17 protein-coding genes are annotated in these 19,577 nt (G+C 60.7%); 16 read left to right on the forward strand and 1 reads right to left on the reverse strand.

Annotated elements, in window-relative coordinates; genetic code table 11:
- Window positions 1-228 precede the first annotated feature (228 nt).
- The 16 genes from aspS (at window position 229) to nusB (ending at window position 18,496) form a co-directional block, all read left to right on the forward strand.
- Entirely contained in the window at window positions 229-2,001 is a 1,773-nt protein-coding gene (gene aspS / locus HMPREF2879_RS07600) for an aspartate--tRNA ligase (RefSeq protein ID WP_044145827.1), read from the forward strand.
- Window positions 2,002-2,193: 192 nt separating this feature from the next.
- Complete coding sequence (locus HMPREF2879_RS07605; RefSeq protein WP_049337468.1) at window positions 2,194-2,721, forward strand: P-loop NTPase family protein; 528 nt, start codon at window positions 2,194-2,196, stop codon at window positions 2,719-2,721.
- Window positions 2,722-2,875: 154 nt separating this feature from the next.
- The gene (dtd, locus tag HMPREF2879_RS07610) at window positions 2,876-3,310 is read left to right on the forward strand and encodes a D-aminoacyl-tRNA deacylase (RefSeq protein WP_049341925.1); all 435 of its coding nucleotides are present in this window, start codon (window positions 2,876-2,878) and stop codon (window positions 3,308-3,310) included.
- A gap of 184 nt (window positions 3,311-3,494) precedes the next feature.
- A complete protein-coding gene (locus HMPREF2879_RS07615) occupies window positions 3,495-5,045 on the forward strand; it encodes a replication-associated recombination protein A (protein WP_070635178.1) in 1,551 nt (516 codons plus the stop codon).
- Between the two features lie 680 nt (window positions 5,046-5,725).
- A complete protein-coding gene (gene rpsD, locus HMPREF2879_RS07620) occupies window positions 5,726-6,358 on the forward strand; it encodes a 30S ribosomal protein S4 (RefSeq protein ID WP_005508739.1) in 633 nt (210 codons plus the stop codon).
- 305 nt (window positions 6,359-6,663) lie between these two features.
- Complete coding sequence (locus HMPREF2879_RS07625; RefSeq protein WP_070506242.1) at window positions 6,664-7,110, forward strand: DUF948 domain-containing protein; 447 nt, start codon at window positions 6,664-6,666, stop codon at window positions 7,108-7,110.
- Window positions 7,110-7,604 (forward strand): peptide chain release factor 4, encoded by a 495-nt coding sequence (locus tag HMPREF2879_RS07630; protein WP_070506243.1) that lies wholly within the window; start codon window positions 7,110-7,112, stop codon window positions 7,602-7,604. Before HMPREF2879_RS07625 ends, HMPREF2879_RS07630 begins: the two co-directional genes overlap by 1 nt.
- A gap of 132 nt (window positions 7,605-7,736) precedes the next feature.
- A complete protein-coding gene (alaS, locus tag HMPREF2879_RS07635) occupies window positions 7,737-10,424 on the forward strand; it encodes an alanine--tRNA ligase (RefSeq protein ID WP_070635179.1) in 2,688 nt (895 codons plus the stop codon).
- Between the two features lie 2 nt (window positions 10,425-10,426).
- On the forward strand, window positions 10,427-10,990 hold the full coding sequence (ruvX, locus tag HMPREF2879_RS07640) for a Holliday junction resolvase RuvX (protein ID WP_012903482.1): 564 nt from the start codon (window positions 10,427-10,429) through the stop codon (window positions 10,988-10,990).
- Window positions 10,987-12,180 carry an endolytic transglycosylase MltG gene (gene mltG, locus HMPREF2879_RS07645; protein WP_012903483.1) on the forward strand — a complete coding sequence of 398 codons (1,194 nt, stop codon included), beginning with the start codon at window positions 10,987-10,989 and terminating at the stop codon, window positions 12,178-12,180. Before ruvX ends, mltG begins: the two co-directional genes overlap by 4 nt.
- 224 nt (window positions 12,181-12,404) lie before the next feature.
- Entirely contained in the window at window positions 12,405-13,340 is a 936-nt protein-coding gene (locus HMPREF2879_RS07650) for a shikimate dehydrogenase (RefSeq protein ID WP_070635180.1), read from the forward strand.
- Window positions 13,341-13,459: 119 nt separating this feature from the next.
- Window positions 13,460-14,677 (forward strand): chorismate synthase, encoded by a 1,218-nt coding sequence (aroC, locus tag HMPREF2879_RS07655; protein WP_070635181.1) that lies wholly within the window; start codon window positions 13,460-13,462, stop codon window positions 14,675-14,677.
- Window positions 14,677-16,155: a shikimate kinase gene (locus tag HMPREF2879_RS07660; RefSeq protein ID WP_044150413.1), complete on the forward strand. Its 1,479-nt coding sequence runs from the start codon at window positions 14,677-14,679 to the stop codon at window positions 16,153-16,155. The genes aroC and HMPREF2879_RS07660 overlap by 1 nt, the downstream gene beginning before the upstream one ends.
- 25 nt (window positions 16,156-16,180) lie before the next feature.
- Window positions 16,181-17,308, forward strand: coding sequence for a 3-dehydroquinate synthase (gene aroB, locus HMPREF2879_RS07665; RefSeq protein WP_070635182.1), 1,128 nt, complete (start codon window positions 16,181-16,183; stop codon window positions 17,306-17,308).
- Between the two features lie 214 nt (window positions 17,309-17,522).
- A complete protein-coding gene (gene efp, locus HMPREF2879_RS07670; RefSeq protein WP_005505932.1) occupies window positions 17,523-18,086 on the forward strand; it encodes an elongation factor P in 564 nt (187 codons plus the stop codon).
- Entirely contained in the window at window positions 18,086-18,496 is a 411-nt protein-coding gene (gene nusB, locus HMPREF2879_RS07675) for a transcription antitermination factor NusB (protein WP_005505934.1), read from the forward strand. The genes efp and nusB overlap by 1 nt, the downstream gene beginning before the upstream one ends.
- Window positions 18,497-18,879: 383 nt before the next feature.
- On the opposite strand, the gene HMPREF2879_RS07680 is transcribed toward nusB, so the two are convergent.
- Window positions 18,880-19,577, reverse strand: a 698-nt coding sequence (locus tag HMPREF2879_RS07680; protein ID WP_168165101.1) for a hypothetical protein, incomplete at its 5' end; no start/stop codon positions are given.

A 19,577-nucleotide genomic window follows, 5' to 3' on the forward strand; every position in this document is an offset into this window, starting at 1 on the left:
TGTCTTCTGCCATGGTTTTTAACTACGACAGAAGACACTAACCCATGGCACAAACCTGCACCCCCGCCTCCGCACCCCATTTTCTGGTGCCTGACTTGCCCCGACCCGCCATCGACCTGCCCGGAGGGGATACAATATATGAGGCGCACGCAGTGTGCGCATATCATCAACCGCGTGTACCCGGCTACTGTCTATAGTCGTGAGGTGCCCGCTATGAAAGGAATGTCTGTGCTTCGCACTCACACCAACGGCGAGCTGACCGCCGCAAATATTGGAGAGACTGTTACCCTGACCGGTTGGGTGGCTCGCCGCCGCGACCACGGTGGTGTCGCTTTCGTTGACCTGCGTGACCGTGAGGGTGTCACCCAGTGTGTTTTCCACAATGAGGCTGATTTTGAGCACCTGCGCAACGAGTATGTGCTGCGTGTGACCGGTCTGGTGACTAAGCGCCCGGAGGGTAACGAGAACCCGAACCTGGCGACCGGCGAGATTGAGGTTGAGGTGTCCGCCGTTGAGGTGCTGAACACTGCCGCTCCGCTACCTTTCCAGATTGACGAGCACGTTGAGGTGGGTGAGGAGGCGCGCCTGCGCTACCGCTACCTGGACCTTCGCCGCCCGGAGCCGGCCCGCATCATGCGCCTGCGTTCGGACGCGAACCGTGCGGCACGCAACCTGCTGGCCGAGGACGGCTACATTGAGGTTGAGACCCCGACCCTGACCCGTTCCACCCCCGAGGGTGCACGCGACTTCCTGGTGCCGGCTCGTCTGGCTCCGGGTTCTTGGTACGCTCTGCCGCAGTCCCCGCAGCTGTTCAAGCAGCTGCTGCAGGTGGGCGGTATTGAGAAGTACTACCAGATTGCTCGCTGCTACCGTGACGAGGATTTCCGTGCGGACCGTCAGCCTGAGTTCACTCAGCTGGACATTGAGGCTTCGTTCGTTGATCAGGAAGACATCATTGAGCTGGGCGAGCGCATCGTTGAGGCTGTGTGGAACCTGATTGATGTGAAGGTTCCCCGCCCGATTCAGCGCATGACCTACAAGGATGCGATGGAGAAGTACGGTACGGACAAGCCTGACCTGCGTTTTGGTCTGGAGCTGACTGAGCTGACCGAGTACTTCAAGGACACCACTTTCCGCGTGTTCAAGGCTCCCTACGTGGGCGCCGTGGTGATGCCCGGTGGCGCATCCCAGCCCCGCCGCACCCTGGACGCTTGGCAGGAATGGGCTAAGCAGCGCGGCGCTAAGGGTCTGGCTTACGTTCTCATTCAGGAGGATGGCGAGCTGACCGGTCCGGTTGCTAAGAACATTACCGACGCTGAGCGTGCTGGCCTGGCTGAGGCTACCGGCGCGAAGCCCGGCGACTGCATCTTCTTCGCTGCTGGTGAGGCTAAGGCTTCCCGTGCGCTGCTGGGTGCTGCTCGTGTTGAGATTGGTCACCGTACCGGCCTGATTAAGGACGGCGAGTGGTCCTTCGTGTGGGTTGTTGACGCTCCCATGTTCGAGTCTTCTGCTGAGGCTACTGAGTCCGGTGACGTGGCTCTGGGTCACTCCGCGTGGACTGCTGTGCACCACGCGTTCACCTCCCCGAAGCCCGAGTTCATGGATACTTTCGATACTGACCCGGGTTCGGCTCTGGCGTACGCTTACGACATTGTCTGCAACGGTAACGAGATTGGTGGCGGTTCGATCCGTATTCACCGCCGTGACGTGCAGGAACGCGTGTTCGCTGTGATGGGCATTGGTGAGGAAGAGGCTCAGGAGAAGTTCGGCTTCCTGCTGGATGCGTTCAAGTACGGCGCACCGCCCATGGGTGGTATTGCGTTCGGTTGGGACCGTATTGTGTCTCTGCTGGCTGGCGTTGATTCGATTCGCGAGGTTATTGCGTTCCCGAAGACCGGTAACGGTTTCGACCCGCTGACTGCGGCTCCTGCACCGATTACTCCGGAGCAGCGTAAGGAAGCTGGCGTTGATTTCAAGCCGAAGAAGAAGGACGAGGAGTAATCTTCTCTAGTCTTTGGTCGTGCGCCCCGTAGGGGTGTGGGCCTGTGCGGCGTGAACCCGGCGGGCGTTGAGTTGTGCCGGGGTCGCCGTTGAGGGTGGGCTGTGTATTCTGCTGGTGCAGGGTCGCAGCCCACCTTTTGTATCAACTGGCGTGCGTGCCGATTTGTGTACTAACCAAAGGGGGAGGGGAGCATGCGTATTCTGATTGCCGGCCCGAGCGGTAGCGGTAAGACGACGTTCGCGGCGCGGTTGGGGCGCCTCCTGGACATTCCGCATACGGAGATGGACTCGTTGCATTGGGGTCCGAACTGGACTCCGCGCCCTAGTTTTGAGGCGGATGTTCAGACGCTCATTGAGCGGCCTGCGTGGATTACGGAGTGGCAGTATCCGCAGGTGCGCGGCCGTCTGCTGGAGCGTGCGGATGTGGTGATTTACTTGCGCTATAGCCGTGCGGTGGTCATGTGGCGTGTGGTTCGCCGGACGGTGCGCCGTGCGGTGACGGGTCAGAGGCTGTGGGCTGATAATGTGGAGCCGCCGCTGAAGAATATTCTGCGCGACCCGGACAACATGATTCGGTACACATGGAGGAGCTACCCGCACGTCGGGGAATTGCTGGCGGAGGCTCGCGGGCAGCATCTGCAGAAGCGTTTTATTGAGTTTCGTACCCCGCGGGCGGCGAACCAGTTTTTGCGTGCCGTGCAGTTGCGCGGCGTGCTCTGAGGCGACTGCCTCTAGAACTGCGGCTCCCCCTAAACCAGCCGCGTCTAAAACAGCCGCCTCTAAAACGGCTACCGAGTGTGGTGTCGAAAGAGATATATGAGCTCGGTGAAGGCCGGCTCCAAGTTGAAAGATGAACCCAGTTGAAAGGTGAACGATGCGAGTAGTTATTCAGCGTGTGACCCGCGCGGCGGTCCGCGTGGCGGGTGAGACGGTCGGCGCGATTGACCGCCCCGGCTACCTGGTGCTGGTCGGTATCACGCACGGTGACGGTGCGGCACAGATTGCGAAGCTTGCCGATAAGACCGCGAACCTGCGCCTGATGGAGGGGGAGAAGTCCCTGCTCGATGAGGGCGCACCCGTGCTGGCGGTTAGCCAGTTCACCCTGTACGGGGATGCGAAGAAGGGCCGCCGCCCCTCCTGGTCTGCCGCTGCACCCGGTCCGGTGAGTGAGCCGCTGTTCAACGACTATGTTCAGGCACTGCGTGAGCGTGGCCTGCACGTGGAGACCGGCGTGTTCGGTGCGGACATGCAGGTGGAGCTGGTCAATGACGGCCCGGTGACCCTGATTCTCGATAGTGAGACCCTCTAGGCCGGCGCTTTCGATAGGTTAGTGGATTGTCCCGGGGTTTAAAGCCTTGCCCCGGGGTTTAAAACCCACGGCGAAGACACTAACCTATCGAAAACCCGTGTGGTGTCACGCCGCGAGCTAAATCCGCAGCTGTATATCCACACCCCGTACCCGCCTCCAGATTGTGAAACGATAGAGTAAGACTATGGCTGATTCCCTCTTTGACCTTGAGCTGCCCGACGACGGGGACCGCGTGAGCCTGATTGGTGCGCCCGCCGAGGAGCCCGCCTCCTCGCGTGCCTCTGCGTCGCGTGCGTATTCTGCCCGTTCGGCGTCTCGTGCACCGTTGGCGGTGCGCATGCGTCCGCGCACGATTGATGAGGTCCTCGGCCAGGAGCATCTGCTGACTCCGGGTGCGCCTCTGCGCGTGTTGGCGGGGGAGAACGCCGGCCCGGCTGGCCCGTCCTCGGTGATTTTGTACGGCCCTCCGGGTACGGGCAAGACCACTCTGGCGCATGTGATTGCGCGTGCGCCGGGTCGTAAGTTCGTGGAGCTTTCGGCGATTACTGCGGGCGTGAAGGATGTGCGCGCGGTCATGGATCAGGCGCTGCTCGACCGCGACATGTACGGCACGACCACTGTGCTCTTCCTCGACGAGATTCACCGTTTCACGAAGGCTCAGCAGGATGCACTTCTGCCCGGTGTGGAGAACCGCTGGGTGATTCTGGTGGCGGCTACGACGGAGAACCCGTCGTTCAGCATTATTTCGCCGCTGCTCTCGCGCTCGCTGCTGTTGCGGGTTCATTCGTTGGAGCAGTCCGATATTGAGCGTTTGATTGACCGTGCGTTGGCTGACCCGCGCGGTTTTGATGGTGCGGCGGTTATTGATGCGGATGCGCGCGCCCACCTCGCGGCGGTTTCGGGAGGCGACGCTCGCCGCTCCCTGACTTCCCTGGAGGCGGCGGCTGCGATTGCGTTTAGCGAGGCCGAACAGGCTTCGGTAGAATCTGCCCGCTCCGCTGAGGATTTGGCAGATTCGGCAGACTCGGTAAATTCGGCAAATCAGGCGGGGGAGAAGTCTACGAAACCTGCCGCGCCCGTGCGCATCACCCTGGCGCATGCTACGGAGGCGGTGGACCGCGCCGCGATCCGCTACGACCGTTCGGGCGATCAGCATTATGACGTGGTGAGTGCGTTCATTAAATCCATGCGCGGCTCTGATGCGGACGCCGCGGTGCACTATCTGGCGCGCATGCTGGAGGGCGGCGAGGATCCGCGTTTTGTGGCTCGGCGCATCATGATTTTGGCGAGTGAGGATATTGGCCTGGCTGATCCGCAGGCGCTGCAGGTGGCGACGGCTGCGGCGCAGTCGGTGGCGCTGGTGGGCATGCCGGAGGCGCGTATTATCCTGTCGCAGGCGGTGATTTATTGTGCGCTCGCGCCGAAGTCAAACGCGGCGTATAACGCGATTAACCGCGCGATTGCGGATGTGCGTGCGGGTGCTTCGGGTCAGGTTCCGGTGCATCTGCGTGATGGTCATTATGCGGGGGCTAAGCAGTTTGGTCACGGCGTGGGGTATGTGTATGCGCATAATGAGCCGGGGCATGTGGCGGCGCAGCAGTACCTGCCGGATACTCTGCGCGGCACGGTCTACTACGAGCCGACTCAGCACGGTTTTGAGCGTACGTTGACGGAGCGTCGTGAGCGTATTCGCCGTATTTTGGATGCGGCTCCGGTGCAGGATACGACCCGTTAGCTTACGTGGCTCCCATCGAGCCGTCTACTACTTTGAGTGCTGACCACCGGGAGATCGGCGCGGCTCGGTAGGAAGGTAGCCGTATAGGGCTGAGCGCAAACAGAAAGCGGTGCGTAGTACCTCGGTAGTACTGCGCACCGCGTCAGAGTTTTGAGTTGTGATAGACGTCTTGACTATCGGCCTTCCCGGAAGGGCGGACGCCAAGCTTGTTATGGTTTCTAGTCTAGGCGATATGGGGGACTGATTCAAGCTATTCCCATAGATTCACAGGTTAAAAATAACGAAATGATTACAATCCAACATCTCGGCGCCGCAATTTTTCGGGAAAGGCACGCCTAAATAGCCCTGACGGGTGCAAATATTTTCTGTTGGGGTCGTGTGGGTAAGTATTAAAAACCCACACGCACAGTGATTTGAACCAAAGATTTCCCAAAAGGCTGGTAAAGCCCGGGTGCATCCGGTAAGCTTGACGGGTCTGGCAATTACTATGCCCGCATCCGTGCGGGTGTCAGTAATGTAGCTGCGGGGTACTCTGCCCCGAGCTCTCCGCCCCACCGCCGTACAGCAACGACCGAACCGGTCGCGTACGGATCCCGGCGGGGTCAACCGAGGAGGCCAGTATTCAACAGACTGAGGCCCCACCCGTGAGGGTGCAGGAGCCTCACATAGAAAGGTAGATTGTGGCTAAGCACAACCGCACCCGCCGTACCGTGCGTCAGTCCCGTGCCCTGGGCATTGCACTGACCCCGAAGGCAGAAAAGTACCTCGAGCGTCGTCCTTACGGCCCCGGCCAGCACGGCCGTGCCCGCAAGAAGGCTGACTCCAACTACGCTACCCAGCTGAAGGAAAAGCAGCGTCTGCGCGCTCAGTACAACATTCGCGAGGCACAGATGCGCCGCGCATACCTCGAGGCAAAGCGTACCGAGGGCCAGACCGGTAAGAACATGGTCGAGCTGCTCGAGACCCGCCTCGACGCTCTGGTTCTGCGTGCAGGCTTCGCCCGCACCATTGCACAGGCACGTCAGATGGTTGTTCACCGTCACATCATGGTTGACGGCGTTCGCGTGGACCGCCCCTCGTTCCACGTCAAGCCCGGCCAGCTGATCCACGTTCACCCCAAGGCTGAGAAGACCACCCCCTTCCAGGCTGCGGCTGCAGGTGAGAACCAGGCAGTTCTGCCCGAGGTTCCCGCATACCTGAACGTTGAGATCGAGAAGCTGCACGCAAAGCTTGAGCGCAAGCCCAAGCGCGAAGAGATCCCCGTGATCTGCGACGAGCAGCTGGTCGTTGAGTACTACTCGCGTCTGGCATAATCTCGATTTTTCGAGAAGCAACCCGTCCTGCACCGTTCGGTGGGGGCGGGTTGTTCCCGTTTAACGCGCGGGTTTTTGGGGTATATACACTACAGGGCAGTGATGCCGCTGAACCTGTGAATCTTCCGTCGCTGGGAGTTTCATGAGAGTTTAGGGGGCGCTTGAAGGATTTTTCGACTAAAATAGGGGATTGAGCTGTGTATACAGTCCTGAACTGTATGCACGATCCGGCTGTACGCCACGGTGGCGTCCAGCCTTGTACGACTATTGATAAGCATCATGCATTGAGCGGAATGGGGTTATAGATGACCGGCGGAGATATTGCGGGCCTGATTGCAGCAGGAGTTTTTGCGATTCTGGTGGCTCTTCTTGCGTTACCCATTATTCGCCTGACTAAGGTGTTTGATGAGCTTATCGTGACGATTCGTTCGCTGAACCAGAGCACCGGCCCTCTCATTGAAGAGGTGACCCGTACTGTGGTGACCACCAATGAGCAGCTGGAGAAGGTTGACGACATCACCTCGAACGTTTCGGATGCGTCCGCGAACGTTTCTGCGCTGTCCTCGCTGGTGACCTCGACTGTGGGTCAGCCGCTGATTAAGGTTGCGTCCTTCTCGTACGGTGTGCGTCAGGCGTTCCGCGGCGGCAAGACCGGCGATGCACACGGCACCGCTGGCAACACCGGCAACACCCACACTGGCGGCCAGTACGGTTCGGCTCAGTCCTCTTACTCTGCAGGCGGTGAGAACTAATGGGTCTGCTTCGTTCAGCTCTTCTGCTCGGCGCCGGCGCGGCGGTTGGTTACTTCGCTTCCAGGCGTGCCACCTCCGAACCTGCTCAGCGTACCCCCGGCAGCGCCCTGCTCATGCGTGAGCACGGTGAGCTTGCCCTCAACCCGGAGTCTCATATGGGAAAGTTCTTCGATTCGCCGATTGGCAAGCCCCTGCAGCCGTATGCGTTGCGTGCTGTTGAGTTCGCCGCCCGCGTGCGTGAGGGCATGCAGGAGAAGGAGATGGAGCTCAACGCTAAGGTGGAGCGCCAGAAGCAGGATCTGCGTCCTGGCTCCCTGGATACATGGGACCGCCAGATGAGCTCGGCTGAGATTGAATCCACGAACCGCCGCCTGGCTGAGCGTGAACTCATTGAGGTGGAGGCTGAGATTGCCTCCTTGGAAGAGGCTCAGAAGCGAGCGCGTGAGCAGCGTATTGCGCGTGACCGTCAGCTCGGCGACGGCTTCTTCAACTAGGTTTTTAAAGGTGGTGTTTTTGTCCGTTAACCACGGTACGAGGGTGGCTCGATTAGCCATTTTGCTCTCGGACAGGCACCATAGGTCAGTAGACTAATTTAGAATTTCGCACAGATTACTCTAAGGAACGAGATGCTCTCACAGGAGATTTCTAAGCGCTGGATCGATTTCTTCGCTTCCCGCGGCCATACTGTGGTGCCTTCGGCATCGCTGATTTCGAACGAGCCCGGCGCTATGTTCACCATCGCCGGTATGGTGCCGTTCATTCCCTACTTCCTGGGCCGTGAGACCCCTCCGTTCTCCCGCGCGACCAGCGTGCAGAAGTGCATCCGCACCTTGGACATTGAAGAGGTCGGTAAGACTGCGCGTCACGGTACCTTCTTCCAGATGGCTGGTAACTTCTCGTTTGGTGATTACTTCAAGGAGCAGGCTATTCCTTTCGCTTACGAGCTGCTGACCACCCCTCAGGATAAGGGCGGTTTCGGCCTGGATCCGGAGCGCCTGTGGGTCACCATTTATGAGGGTGACGATGAGGCTTTCGACATTTGGCACAACAAGGTGGGCTTCCCGGCTGAGCGTATTCAGCGTATGGGCATGAAGGAAAACTACTGGTCCACCGGTCAGCCCGGCCCCGCAGGCCCCGACTCGGAGATCTTCTACGACCGTGGCCCCGCGTACGGTAAGGAAGGCGGCCCGGCGGCTGACGACGACCGTTACATTGAGATTTGGAACCTTGTGTTCATGCAGTACCAGCGTGGCGAGGGCATCGGTAAGGATGACTTCGAGATTCTGGGTGATTTGCCGAAGAAGAACATCGATACCGGTCTGGGCGTTGAGCGTCTTGCCATGCTGCTGCAGGGTGTTGAGAACTTCTACGAGACTGACCAGGTCCGCCCCGTTCTGGATGCTGCTTCTGAGCTGTCCGGTAAGAAGTACCACGGCTCCGAGTCCCCCAAGGACGAGGGCTACGAGGACGACGTGCGTATGCGCGTGGTGGCGGACCACATCCGCTCTTCGCTGATGCTGATTGCTGATGGCGTGACCCCCTCCAACGAGGGTCGTGGCTACATTCTGCGCCGTCTGATGCGCCGCGCTATCCGTGCGATGCGTCTGCTGGGCGTTACTGAGCCCTGCCTGCCCGTGCTGTTCCCGGCTTCGCGTGATGCGATGAAGGGTGCTTTCCCGTACGTTGCTGACGACTTCGAGCGTATTTCCCGTATTGCGTACGCTGAGGAGAAGGCGTTCCTGCACACCATTGAGACCGGTACTGAGCGTCTGGAAGAGGCTGTTGCTGCCGCTAAGAAGGACGGTTCCAACGCTGTTTCTGGTGCTGAGGCGTTTGCTCTGCACGACACCTACGGCTTCCCGATTGACCTGACCCTGGAGATGGCTGCTGAGGCTGGCGTGAAGGTTGATGAGAAGTCCTTCCGCGAGCTGATGGCTGAGCAGCGTCACCGTGCGCAGGCTGACGCTAAGGCGAAGAAGGGTGCGTTCGCTGACCTGTCCGAGCTGCGTAAGCTCGTGGACGAGCGTGGCTCCATCTTCACCGGTTACACCGAGTTGCGTACTGAGACTAAGCTGCGCGCAATCCTGGTGGACGGCGTTTCCGTGCCCGCCGCTAAGGCTGGCGACAAGATTGAGGTTGTCCTGGATGAGACTCCGTTCTACGCGGAGGCAGGTGGCCAGGCAGCTGATACCGGTGTCATTACTGGTAACGGCTTCATCATTGACGTTCAGGACGTTCAGCAGCCCGTGAAGGGTCTGAGCGTTCACCGCGCCGTTGTGCGTGAGGGCGAGGTTCACACCGGTGCCGATGTTGTGGCACAGGTTGATGTTCAGCGCCGCCGCGACGGTGAGAAGGCACACTCCGGTACCCACATCATTCACGCTGCCCTGCACCAGGTGCTCGGCAACGAGGCTACTCAGCGTGGCTCTTTCAACAAGGAAGGCTACCTGCGCTTCGACTTCGCGTGGGGCGAGGGCCTGTCCGAGTCCGCTAAGCGTGAGGTTGAAGAGGTTGCTAACCTCGCGATCCGCGATAACCACGAGGTGATTACTCGTGAGATGCCGCTGGCTGAGGCTAAGGCTCTGGGCGCTATGAGCCTCTTCGGTGAGAAGTACGGCGACGTGGTGCGTGTTGTTGAGATCGGCGGCGAGTTCTCCCGCGAGCTGTGCGGTGGTACCCACGTTGGTTCGTCCGCTGAGATTGGTTCGCTGACCCTGCTGACCGAGGGCTCTGTTGGCTCCGGTAACCGCCGTGTTGAGGCTCTGGTGGGTCTGGATTCCTTCAACCACCTGGCTGCTGAGCGTACCCTGGTGAACCAGCTGACCGGCCTGATGAAGGTTCAGTCTTCCGCTGATCTGCCGGAGAAGATTAACCAGACTCTGGCTAAGCTGAAGGCTGCTGAGAAGGAACTAGCTCAGCTGCGCCGCGAGAAGCTGCAGGCTGAGGCTGGCAAGCTGCTGGAGAACGCACAGACCATCGGTTCTGTTCGCGTTCTGGCACATGACGCTGGCGAGCTGGACGCTAACGGCGTTCGTGACCTGGCTCTGGATCTGCGTTCGCGCTTCGGCTCCGAGGCTGCTGTTGTCGCCGTGGTGGGTGTGGCTAATGGCCGCCCCGTCGTCCTGGTGGCAACCAATGAAGGTGCTCGTGAGGCTGGCGTGAAGGCTGGCGCTCTGGTTCGCGTCGCTGCCGGTGTTCTCGGCGGCGGTGGCGGCGGTAAGGACGACGTCGCTCAGGGTGGTGGCCAGGACGCATCCAAGATTGGTGCTGCACTGGACGCTGTCCGCGACGCTATCGCACAGGCTCAGGCCTAAACATGGCAGAATTCCAGCGCGGAGTGCGGATGGGTGTCGATGTGGGTAACGCCCGCGTCGGCACCGCCCTCAGCGACCCCGACGGTATTCTCGCCACCCCGCTCAAGACGCTGCGCCGCGACGCGAAGAAGAACTCTGACCGCCGCGTTCTGCGTAAGCTGATTGAGGTGAACGAGGTGGTGGAGGTTTTCGTCGGGCTTCCGAAGACCATGCGTGGTGGGGATTCTCCCTCCACGGAGATGGCTCGGGAGTACGCTCAGGCTCTGCGCTCCGAGCTGGATGCCGAAGAGAAAACACACATTAACATTTGGCTGGTGGATGAGCGACTCACCACCGTGAGCGCTCACCGTGCACTGCACGAGGCTGGGGTTTCCAGCCGAGATTTCAAGACTATGGTTGACCAGGTGGCGGCTGTGAACATTTTGCAGTACAGCCTGGATGCCCTCAAAGCGGGGCAGTCCGTAGCCGGGTACAAGGTGAGCGATCCGGCCCACGAAGAAAACCGACCGTCCGAGTCAGAAGGGACCACGGTCGGTGCCGTCAACGAAACGGAGAACCTTCAGTGACCGAACAGAATAAACATCCCGAAGAGAGCGGGCTCGACCTCTTTAGGCCGACAGCCGAGGATGAACGTAAGGGCATCACCGGCATCACGATGGAACAGGAAATCGTGTCGGTGGCTACGTTGCGTGCGCGTAAGCGCCGCCGCCGCGCCATCATGCTGAGCGCTATTTCCTTGTTTGTGGTGGCTCTGGTCATCATTTCGGGTGCCTTGATTACTCGCTATGACCCGTTCAAGACTCGTGACTACTCGGGTGGCGGCAATGGTACGACCGTGACTTTCACGATTCGTTCTGGCCAGTCCACCGCGCAGGTGGCGCAGGAGCTTGAGGCGGCGGGCGTCATTGCTGATGCTGATAAGTTCCTTGAGGTGTACACCAAGGAGAGCAAGGGTAAGTACCTGCAGCCTGGCACCTATGAACTGCAGCAGCACATGAGCAGCTCGAGCGCGATTACGACCATTATTGATGCGAACAGCAACGTTCTGTACCTGGCGATTCCGCAGGGTAAGCGCGTGAGCGAGACCATCGATCTGATTGTTTCTGGCTCCGATGGCGCGTTCACCCGCAAGCAGGTTGAGGACGCGGTCAGCAACTACACCCAGTACGGTGTGCCGAGCAACTTCCCCTCGATTGAGGGTTGGTTGCACCCGGGTGAGTACCGCTTCCCGAAGGACACCGACATCAAGAAGGTCATTCAGACCATGGTTGATAAGACCAAGGCTGACCTGAAGGAAGCCGGCGTGAGCGGCGACCAGAAGACCTTCGAGGTTCTGACCATCGCCTCCATCGTGGAGCTTGAGGCTCAGCCGAAGGACTACGTGGCGGTTGCAGGCATCATTGAGAATCGTCTGAACAACCCCGATGGTGAGACCTCGGGTCTGATCCAGTCGGATGCGACCGTGACTTACGGTCTGGGTGTCCGTTCGTACCACCTGACTGAAGAGCAGAAGGCCGATAAGAGCAATAAGTACAACACTTATGCGAATAAGGGTCTTCCGAAGGGTCCGATTGGTTCCCCGCAGCTGGCTTCGATTAAGGCTGCTGCGGCTCCCGAGAAGAACCCGTACTACTACTGGGTGACTGTGGACCTGGATTCCGGTGAGACTAAGTACTCCCGCACGTACGCTGAGCACCAGCGTTATGTTGAAGAGTACAACCAGTGGTGTTCTAAGCACCCGAACCGCTGTAGCTAAGTTGTAGCTAATCGGTTTAGCTGGTAGCTACGATTTAGTAGCTTTGGACTGAAGGTTCCTTGCTGAGGCGGGTACCGCCTCCACGAGAGTGGGGGAGGTGCCCGCCTTTGCTGTACCCGAATATTGGTTTGTCCCTTAAAATGGGTAGAGTGCGCCTATGACCGCGGGTTCGTGGCGTGCGTGTCCGCAAGCCCCAAGCGTTGAGAGCGAAAGAGTATCTATCGATGAAGACTGAACCGTACCGTGAGGCCCCGTATCTTCGCCGCGCCTACGTGCTGGGGCACCCGATTGCGCATTCGCTGTCGCCTGCACTGCATCGTGCCGCGTATGACTTTTTGGGTGAGCAGAATTTGGGTTATAATCGCCGCGATACTCTGCCCGATGATTTGCCGGCGATTATGCACGGTGTGCGCCACCCGAAGGGTACGGAGGACGCCCCGTATATTGCGGGTCTGTCGGTGACGATGCCGTTGAAGACCGCGGTCATCAAGTATTGCGATGAGCTGAGTGAGACTGCCCTCGTGACCGGCGCGGTGAACACGGTGTATCCGCGCGGTGAGAAGGTGCTGGGCGATAACACGGACGTGATCGGCATTGTGAACGCGCTGCGCCACGCCGGTTTGGAACCGCAGCCACTCAAGGATTCTGCCGCGATTGTGGGTGGCGGAGCGACCGCTATTTCCGCCCTGACCGCTCTGCATCTGCTGGGGTATTCCCGTGTGAGCGTGTACGCCCGTTCGCTGCATAAGCTCGGTAGCGTGCAGGAGGTAGCGGACCGCCTGGGCGTTCAGCTGGAGCAGATTTCCCTGGCTGATTTGCCGCAGAATCTTGCGGAGCGCGGTCATCACCCGGTGGTGTCTACTCTTCCTGCCCATGCGGCGGATGAGTGGGCGAACCAGCTGAGCGGGCTGAAGGGCGCCTCCGCAACGCACCGGCCGGTACTGCTCGATGTTGCGTATAACCCGTGGCCTTCGGTGCTGGCGAGCGCTTGGGAGGCTAACGGCGGCACGGTGGTTTCTGGCCTGGAGATGCTGCTGTACCAGGCGGTGGAGCAGGTGCTGCTATTTACCGACCGCACCCTGTCTGAGGGTGAGCTGCTGGGCTTGGTGAATGCGATGTGCGCGGCGGTTGATCTTGCGCCTCGTGCTTCCGTTTCGTGAAAAAAGCGTGCTTTCACTCGCTCAGTAAACAGGCATTTTATACACTATTTATACACGTGAAGAATTATTATTCCTTCCTCCTGCGCTGCGGTGCGGGTGCGATGAAAAGAGGTTAACCTATGGCCCTGCGTTGGCTCACTGCCGGAGAATCCCACGGCGAGGCGCTCGTCGGCATTATTGAGGGCGTACCCGCCGGTGTGGAACTCACCAGCGACATGGTGCGTGACGCCCTGGCTCGTCGCCGCCTTGGCTACGGCCGCGGTGCCCGCATGAAGTTCGAGGAGGACCGCGTGCGCATCCTGGGCGGTGTGCGTCACGGCCTGACTCAGGGCGGCCCGGTCGCTATTGAGATTGCCAACACCGAGTGGCCCAAGTGGACTGACGTGATGAGCTCCGACCCGGTTGACCCCAAGCTGATTGAGCACCGTGCGCGTAATGCTGCGCTGACCCGCCCGCGCCCCGGTCACGCCGATTTTGCGGGTATGCAGAAGTACAACTTCTCTGAGGCTCGCCCGGTGCTGGAGCGCGCCTCCGCGCGTGAGACTGCGACCCGCGTGGCTCTTGGCGTGGTTGCCGCCCAGATTTTGAAGGCTCTAGGTGTTGAGCTGGTTTCTCACACCGTGGCTGTGGGTGGCGTGCATGCTCCCGAGGGCGCCCCGGTGCCTTCGCCTCGCAACGTTGACCAGCTGGATGCTGACCCGCTGCGCTGCTTCGACAAGGCAACCTCCGACGCGATGGTTCAGCGCGTGGACGAGGCGCACAAGGACGGCGAGACTCTCGGCGGTGTGGTTGAGGTGCTCGCGTACGGTATGCCTCCCGGACTGGGTTCGTACGTGCACTGGGACCGCCGCCTGGACGCGCGCCTTGCTGCAGCCCTGATGGGTATTCAGGCTATTAAGGGCGTTGAGGTTGGCGACGGTTTCGCGACCGCTGACCGCCCCGGCACTGCCGCTCACGACGAGATTTCCATTGGTGAGCACGGCGTTACCCGCGATACCAACCGTGCAGGTGGTATTGAGGGCGGCATGAGCATTGGCGACCTGCTGCGTGTGCGCGCGGCAATGAAGCCCATTGCGACCGTGCCGAAGGCTCTGAAGACCATTGACACTTCCACCGGTGAAGAGGCTCGCGCCCACCACCAGCGTTCGGACGTGTGTGCTGTTCCCGCCGCTGGCGTGGTGGCGGAGGCTATGGTCGCCCTGGTGCTCGCTGAGGCGGCACTGGAGAAGTTTGGTGGAGACTCGATCGGTGAGACTCGCCGCAACATGGATTCCTACCTGGACGCTATTCCGGCGTCTCTGGCGTGGGAGTCTAACGTGGCTGGTTGGGACGCGTAGTGCCCCTTCCGGCGGAGTCTGAGGGCTGCGGCGCGAAGGGTCGCGGTTCCGGGGAGGTTTCTGTGGAGCAGGGTGTTCGCCCGGTCGCTTCGAGCCCCCTTGCGCGTATTGCTGCGGCGACGCAGCGTGCGCGAGGGGGCGCTTCGCCGCGCCCGGAATCCGGTGTATCGGAATCCGTATCTGCTGCGGCTGAGCAGGCTGTTGAGGCTGCAGGCGCTGGGGCTCGTGAGGCTGTTGAGCGTGAGGATTCTTCTCGCCCGGCCTCTCGCGTGCCCACCCCGGCTGACCTGATGCGTTTTGGCACCCGCCCCCTGCCCGCCGCCGCTGCGGCGAACACGCAGGGTGTGCGCCTGTACGCCTCCTCGGTGTCTGAGGACGCCGACCCGGCGCTCGGTCTGGACGAGGACCTGCGCCTGAAGCTGCTCAGCGCCCTGCAGGGCATGGGCACCGCCGAAGAGGAATCCGGCAAGGAGCCCGCGACGGCGGAAGCACCCAAGCCGACTGCACCCAAGCCTGCACCCGCCAAGCCCGCAGCTCCAAAACCGGTCGCGCCGTCGGTAGTCGCTACGCCGAAGCCTGCCGCGCCCAAGCCGGCACCTCCGAAACAGGCTCAGCCTGCGGCGGGGGAGAGCGCTTCTGCTCCCGTGCAGGAGGCTGAACCGCAGTCTCCGGAACCTCAGCCTGCGCCCGCAGCCCCCGTAGCTGTGCCCGCGGCTGAACACGCCAAGCCGGTTCGTCCGACCCCGGCGCTGTTCGGTAAGGTTCAGGTTGCCGCGCCCGCAGAGGCATGCATGCCGGAAGAACCCGTTGCGCTGGAAGAACTGGGCGCGCCGGAAGAAACCCCCGCAGAAGCGCTCGCAGAAGACGAGTCCGCCTGCGGCGCTCGCATCCACCCGCAGCAGGTGCGTGAAATGCACGAGAACTTCGCGGAACGCTCCCGACCCATCGTGCTCATCGGCCCCATGGCGGCAGGTAAGACCTACATTGGTACGCACCTGGCGCGTTTCTACGGCTACGAGTTCCTCGACGCCGACCAGCTCATCGTGGAACGCTACGGCGAAGTCTCCGAAATCTTCGAAATTTTCGGTGAGGCGTACTTCCGCGAGCTCGAACGCAAAACCATCGAAGAGGTCCTCACCTCGCCCGTGTACCGCAACACGGTGTTCTCCCTGGGCGGCGGCGCGCCCATGACCGACTCGGTCGCGGAGCTGCTCAAGGACGAATGCGTGGTGTACATCCTCGTTGATGCTGACACCGTCACCCCGCGCATTACCGGCAACAAGACCCGCCCGCTGCTGCAGCCGAACCCGGTCGAGCGGTGGACCGAAATTTTTGAGCGCCGCCGCAGCCGATACGAAGAGCTGGCACACTTCACCCTGGACGCACGAGGCGGCCGCCCCATCACCGAGATGACCGCCGAAATCCAGGCGTACGTGACCGCAACCCGCGCCTCCCGCGCGCAGCGCCCCCAAGCATAACCCCTCACCTGTGAAAGGACACACGATGAGCACTCAGCCCACCCCCACTTTCGGTGCCTCCGGCGCGGAAGATATCACCCGCATCCCGGTGACCGGCAGCTCCCCGCGTGAGAACTATGAGGTTCTCATCGGCCACAACCTGCTCGGTAAAATCCCCGAAATTCTGGGCAACCGCACCAAGAAGGTGCTCGTGATTCACCCGCGTGCCCTGCGTTCCACCGGTGAGCTGGTCATGGAAGACCTGCGCGCCATGGGCTACGAATCGTTCAGCGCCGAAATCCCAGACGCTGAGGAGGCAAAGCACTACCAGGTGGCGGCGTTCTGCTGGCAGGTGCTCGGTCAGAACGACTTCACCCGCACCGACGCGATCATCTCCGTGGGCGGCGGCGCCATTACCGACGTTGCCGGCTTCGTCGCGGCAACCTGGCTGCGCGGCGTGCGCGTCATCCACATTCCGACCACCCTGCTCGGCATGGTGGACGCTGCCGTGGGCGGCAAGACTGGCATCAACACCGCCGAGGGTAAGAACCTGGTCGGCGCGTTCTGGCCGCCCGCCGCCGTGCTCTGCGAGATCGGCACCCTGCGCACCTTGCCTGAGCACGAGTTGCTGACCGGCATGGGTGAGGTCGTCAAGTGCGGCTTCATCGCAGACCCCGAGATTCTCGACCTGATTGAGGCAAACCCGCAGGCCGTGCGCGATTCGCAGTCCGCCGTGATGCGTGAACTCATTGAGCGCAGCGTGCGCGTGAAGGCGGAGGTTGTCTCCGAGGACCTGCGCGAATCCGGCCGCCGCGAAATCCTGAACTACGGCCACACCCTCGCCCACGCCATTGAGCGTAACGAACGCTACCAGTGGCGTCACGGCGCGGCCGTTGCGGTGGGCATGGTCTACGCCGCCGAACTGGCGCTAGCAACCGGCCACGCTGACGAAGAACTCGTGGCACGCACCCGCCGCATCCTCGAATCCCTGGGCCTGCCCACCTCCTACAAGGCAGACGCATGGCCCCAGCTGCTCGAAGCAATGCGCCGCGACAAGAAGGCACGCGGCAACCTGCTGCGCTTCATCATTCTTGACGGTTTGGCTCGCCCGCGCGTCTACGAGGTGCCGGACGACTCGATCCTGTACATGACCTACCAGGAGATTACCGAGTAGGTGACGGGTCCCGTACATTCACCGGATGCACTCGGTACGTATTTGCTAATACGCGCCAGCCGGGCGGGGTGCCACAGAAAAACTGTGGCGCCCCTGCTAGGCAAATTCGTGCGCATCCTGTAGAATGTACGGGACATATTTTTGCTCATTGAAAACTTAGCGCCTCGCCGGGTACCACTACGGCGTGAGCGTCGATGACACGAAGGAGAGCCCCATGGCATCCACTACCGATATTAAGAACGGCGCCGTCCTGAAGATTGACGGCAACCTCTGGTCCGTCGTTGAGTTCCAGCACGTTAAGCCCGGTAAGGGTGGCGCGTTCGTCCGCACCAAGCTGCGCAACGTTACCTCCGGCAAGGTCGTCGACCGTACCTTTAACGCTGGCGCTAAGATTGAGACCGCAACCGTTGACCGCTCCGACTACCAGTACCTGTACCAGGACGGCGACGACTACGTCTTCATGGACATGAAGACCTACGACCAGATCAACGTTCCCGCAACCGTTGTTGGCGACGCAGCAAACTACATGCTCGAGTCCCAGACCGCAACCATCGCAATGCACGAGGGTAGCCCCCTGTACATCGAGCTGCCCGCATCCGTGGTCCTCGAAATCACCTACACCGAGCCCGGCCTGCAGGGCGACCGCTCCACCGGCGGCACCAAGCCCGCAACCGTTGAGACCGGCTACGAGATCCAGGTTCCCCTGTTCCTGGAGACCGGCACCAAGGTCAAGGTTGACACCCGCACCGGTGAGTACCTCGGTCGCGTGAACGACTAATGAATTCGCGTACGAAAGCCCGATTGCGCGCCCTCGAAGTGCTCTTCGAGGCGGATCAGCGCAACGAAGATTATATTGAGGTACTCCGCCGCCGCCGACTGTACACGGTAGCGCAGATCTCTGCTTACTCTGAGGAAATCATTCGTGGCGTCCGCGACCACGACGAAGAGATCCGCGAGTTTGTGGAGACTTACGCCCGTGACTGGTCCTTCGAGCGTATGCCCGCTGTGGACCGTGCCGTGCTGCGTATTGGCACTTGGGAGCTTCTGTACAATGATGAAGTTCCGGATGCTGTCGCAATTTCTGAGGCTGTCGGTCTGGCGCGTGTGCTGTCCACGAATGAATCTCCGAAGTTCGTGAACGGTCTGCTGGATAAGCTCCGTCAGGTGAAGCCGACCCTGCTCGCGTAAGACGTCCCGCCGCGGCCTGCTGGCTTGTAGCTGGTTGGTTTGCTGCCGTTGAGGATGTGCCCGCAGGGGAGCGTACGTGAAACCCCCGCCGTGCTGTAGTTCGCTACAGGACGGCGGGGGTTTTCTGTGTCTAGGTTGCGTGTGTCGTGTGCTCGGGTTTGGGATGCTGAGCCGGATGCGCTTGCAGGGGTTGGAGTGCGCTCGCTGGGTTCGGTGGTACCGGCTGAGATATGTCGGGAGGTGCACTGGAGCCCGTGGGTAGGGTTAACGTTCGAGGCTTCACCGGACAACGCGGGCGGGGGAGTGCCCCCTCTGCGGCGCTGAGCGCCTTGAGGACGGAGCCCCCGCCCTGCGTGCCCGGTATGCGCCTCGTGCAGTATTAGCTACTCGCTTTGAGCGGATGCGATCGCCTCGCTCGTAGCGTTTGCTTGGTTGTCGCAACCTTTATGTACGGTTCGCATCTTGGCAATAACGAACGCACCATCCTCTGCGCGACGAATAAAAGTGATTTCTCGCGTCTGCAGAGGTGAATCAACTTTCTCACCATCTACCCGGCGAAGATCACTCCAGTCTTCACAGTAGGTGATAACCACGCCGGTATTGTATACGCGTGACCCGTCATCCTTGATGCTTCCGTAAATCTCTTTTGTCTTAGCATCACGGAAGATAATATCGCCGTTCGCGGGAGCTTCCTGAGAGAGCTCATAAAAATTCTCCACAGTCTTCTTCACGCTTTCGAGCACGTCTTTATGTACGTACCGGACCAGCTCCTCATCGCTGGTGTGTTCGATATCCCCGTGCCTCCAGGCATTCCAAAGACGGAAATGCTGCTCCAATGCGGCGTGCGCAGCTTTATCGGTTGCCTCAGCGGCTTCCTGCGAGTTGCGGTTCACGTCCATGCTCGCGTAAATCAGTTCGATTTCGGAGCCAGACGGACCGGTCGGGGTGGGCGAAGGAGTAGCAGTGGGAGTTACAGAAGCTTCAGTGCTTGCCGATTCAGTGCTCGCGGAGGTGGAAGCACTCGATTCTGCGTTGACCTGCGCGCCGCCGGAACAAGCGGACAGGGTGAGCATCATTGCCG

The sequence above is a fragment of the Rothia sp. HMSC069C04 genome, assembly GCF_001812895.1.
GTDB lineage: Bacteria > Actinomycetota > Actinomycetes > Actinomycetales > Micrococcaceae > Rothia.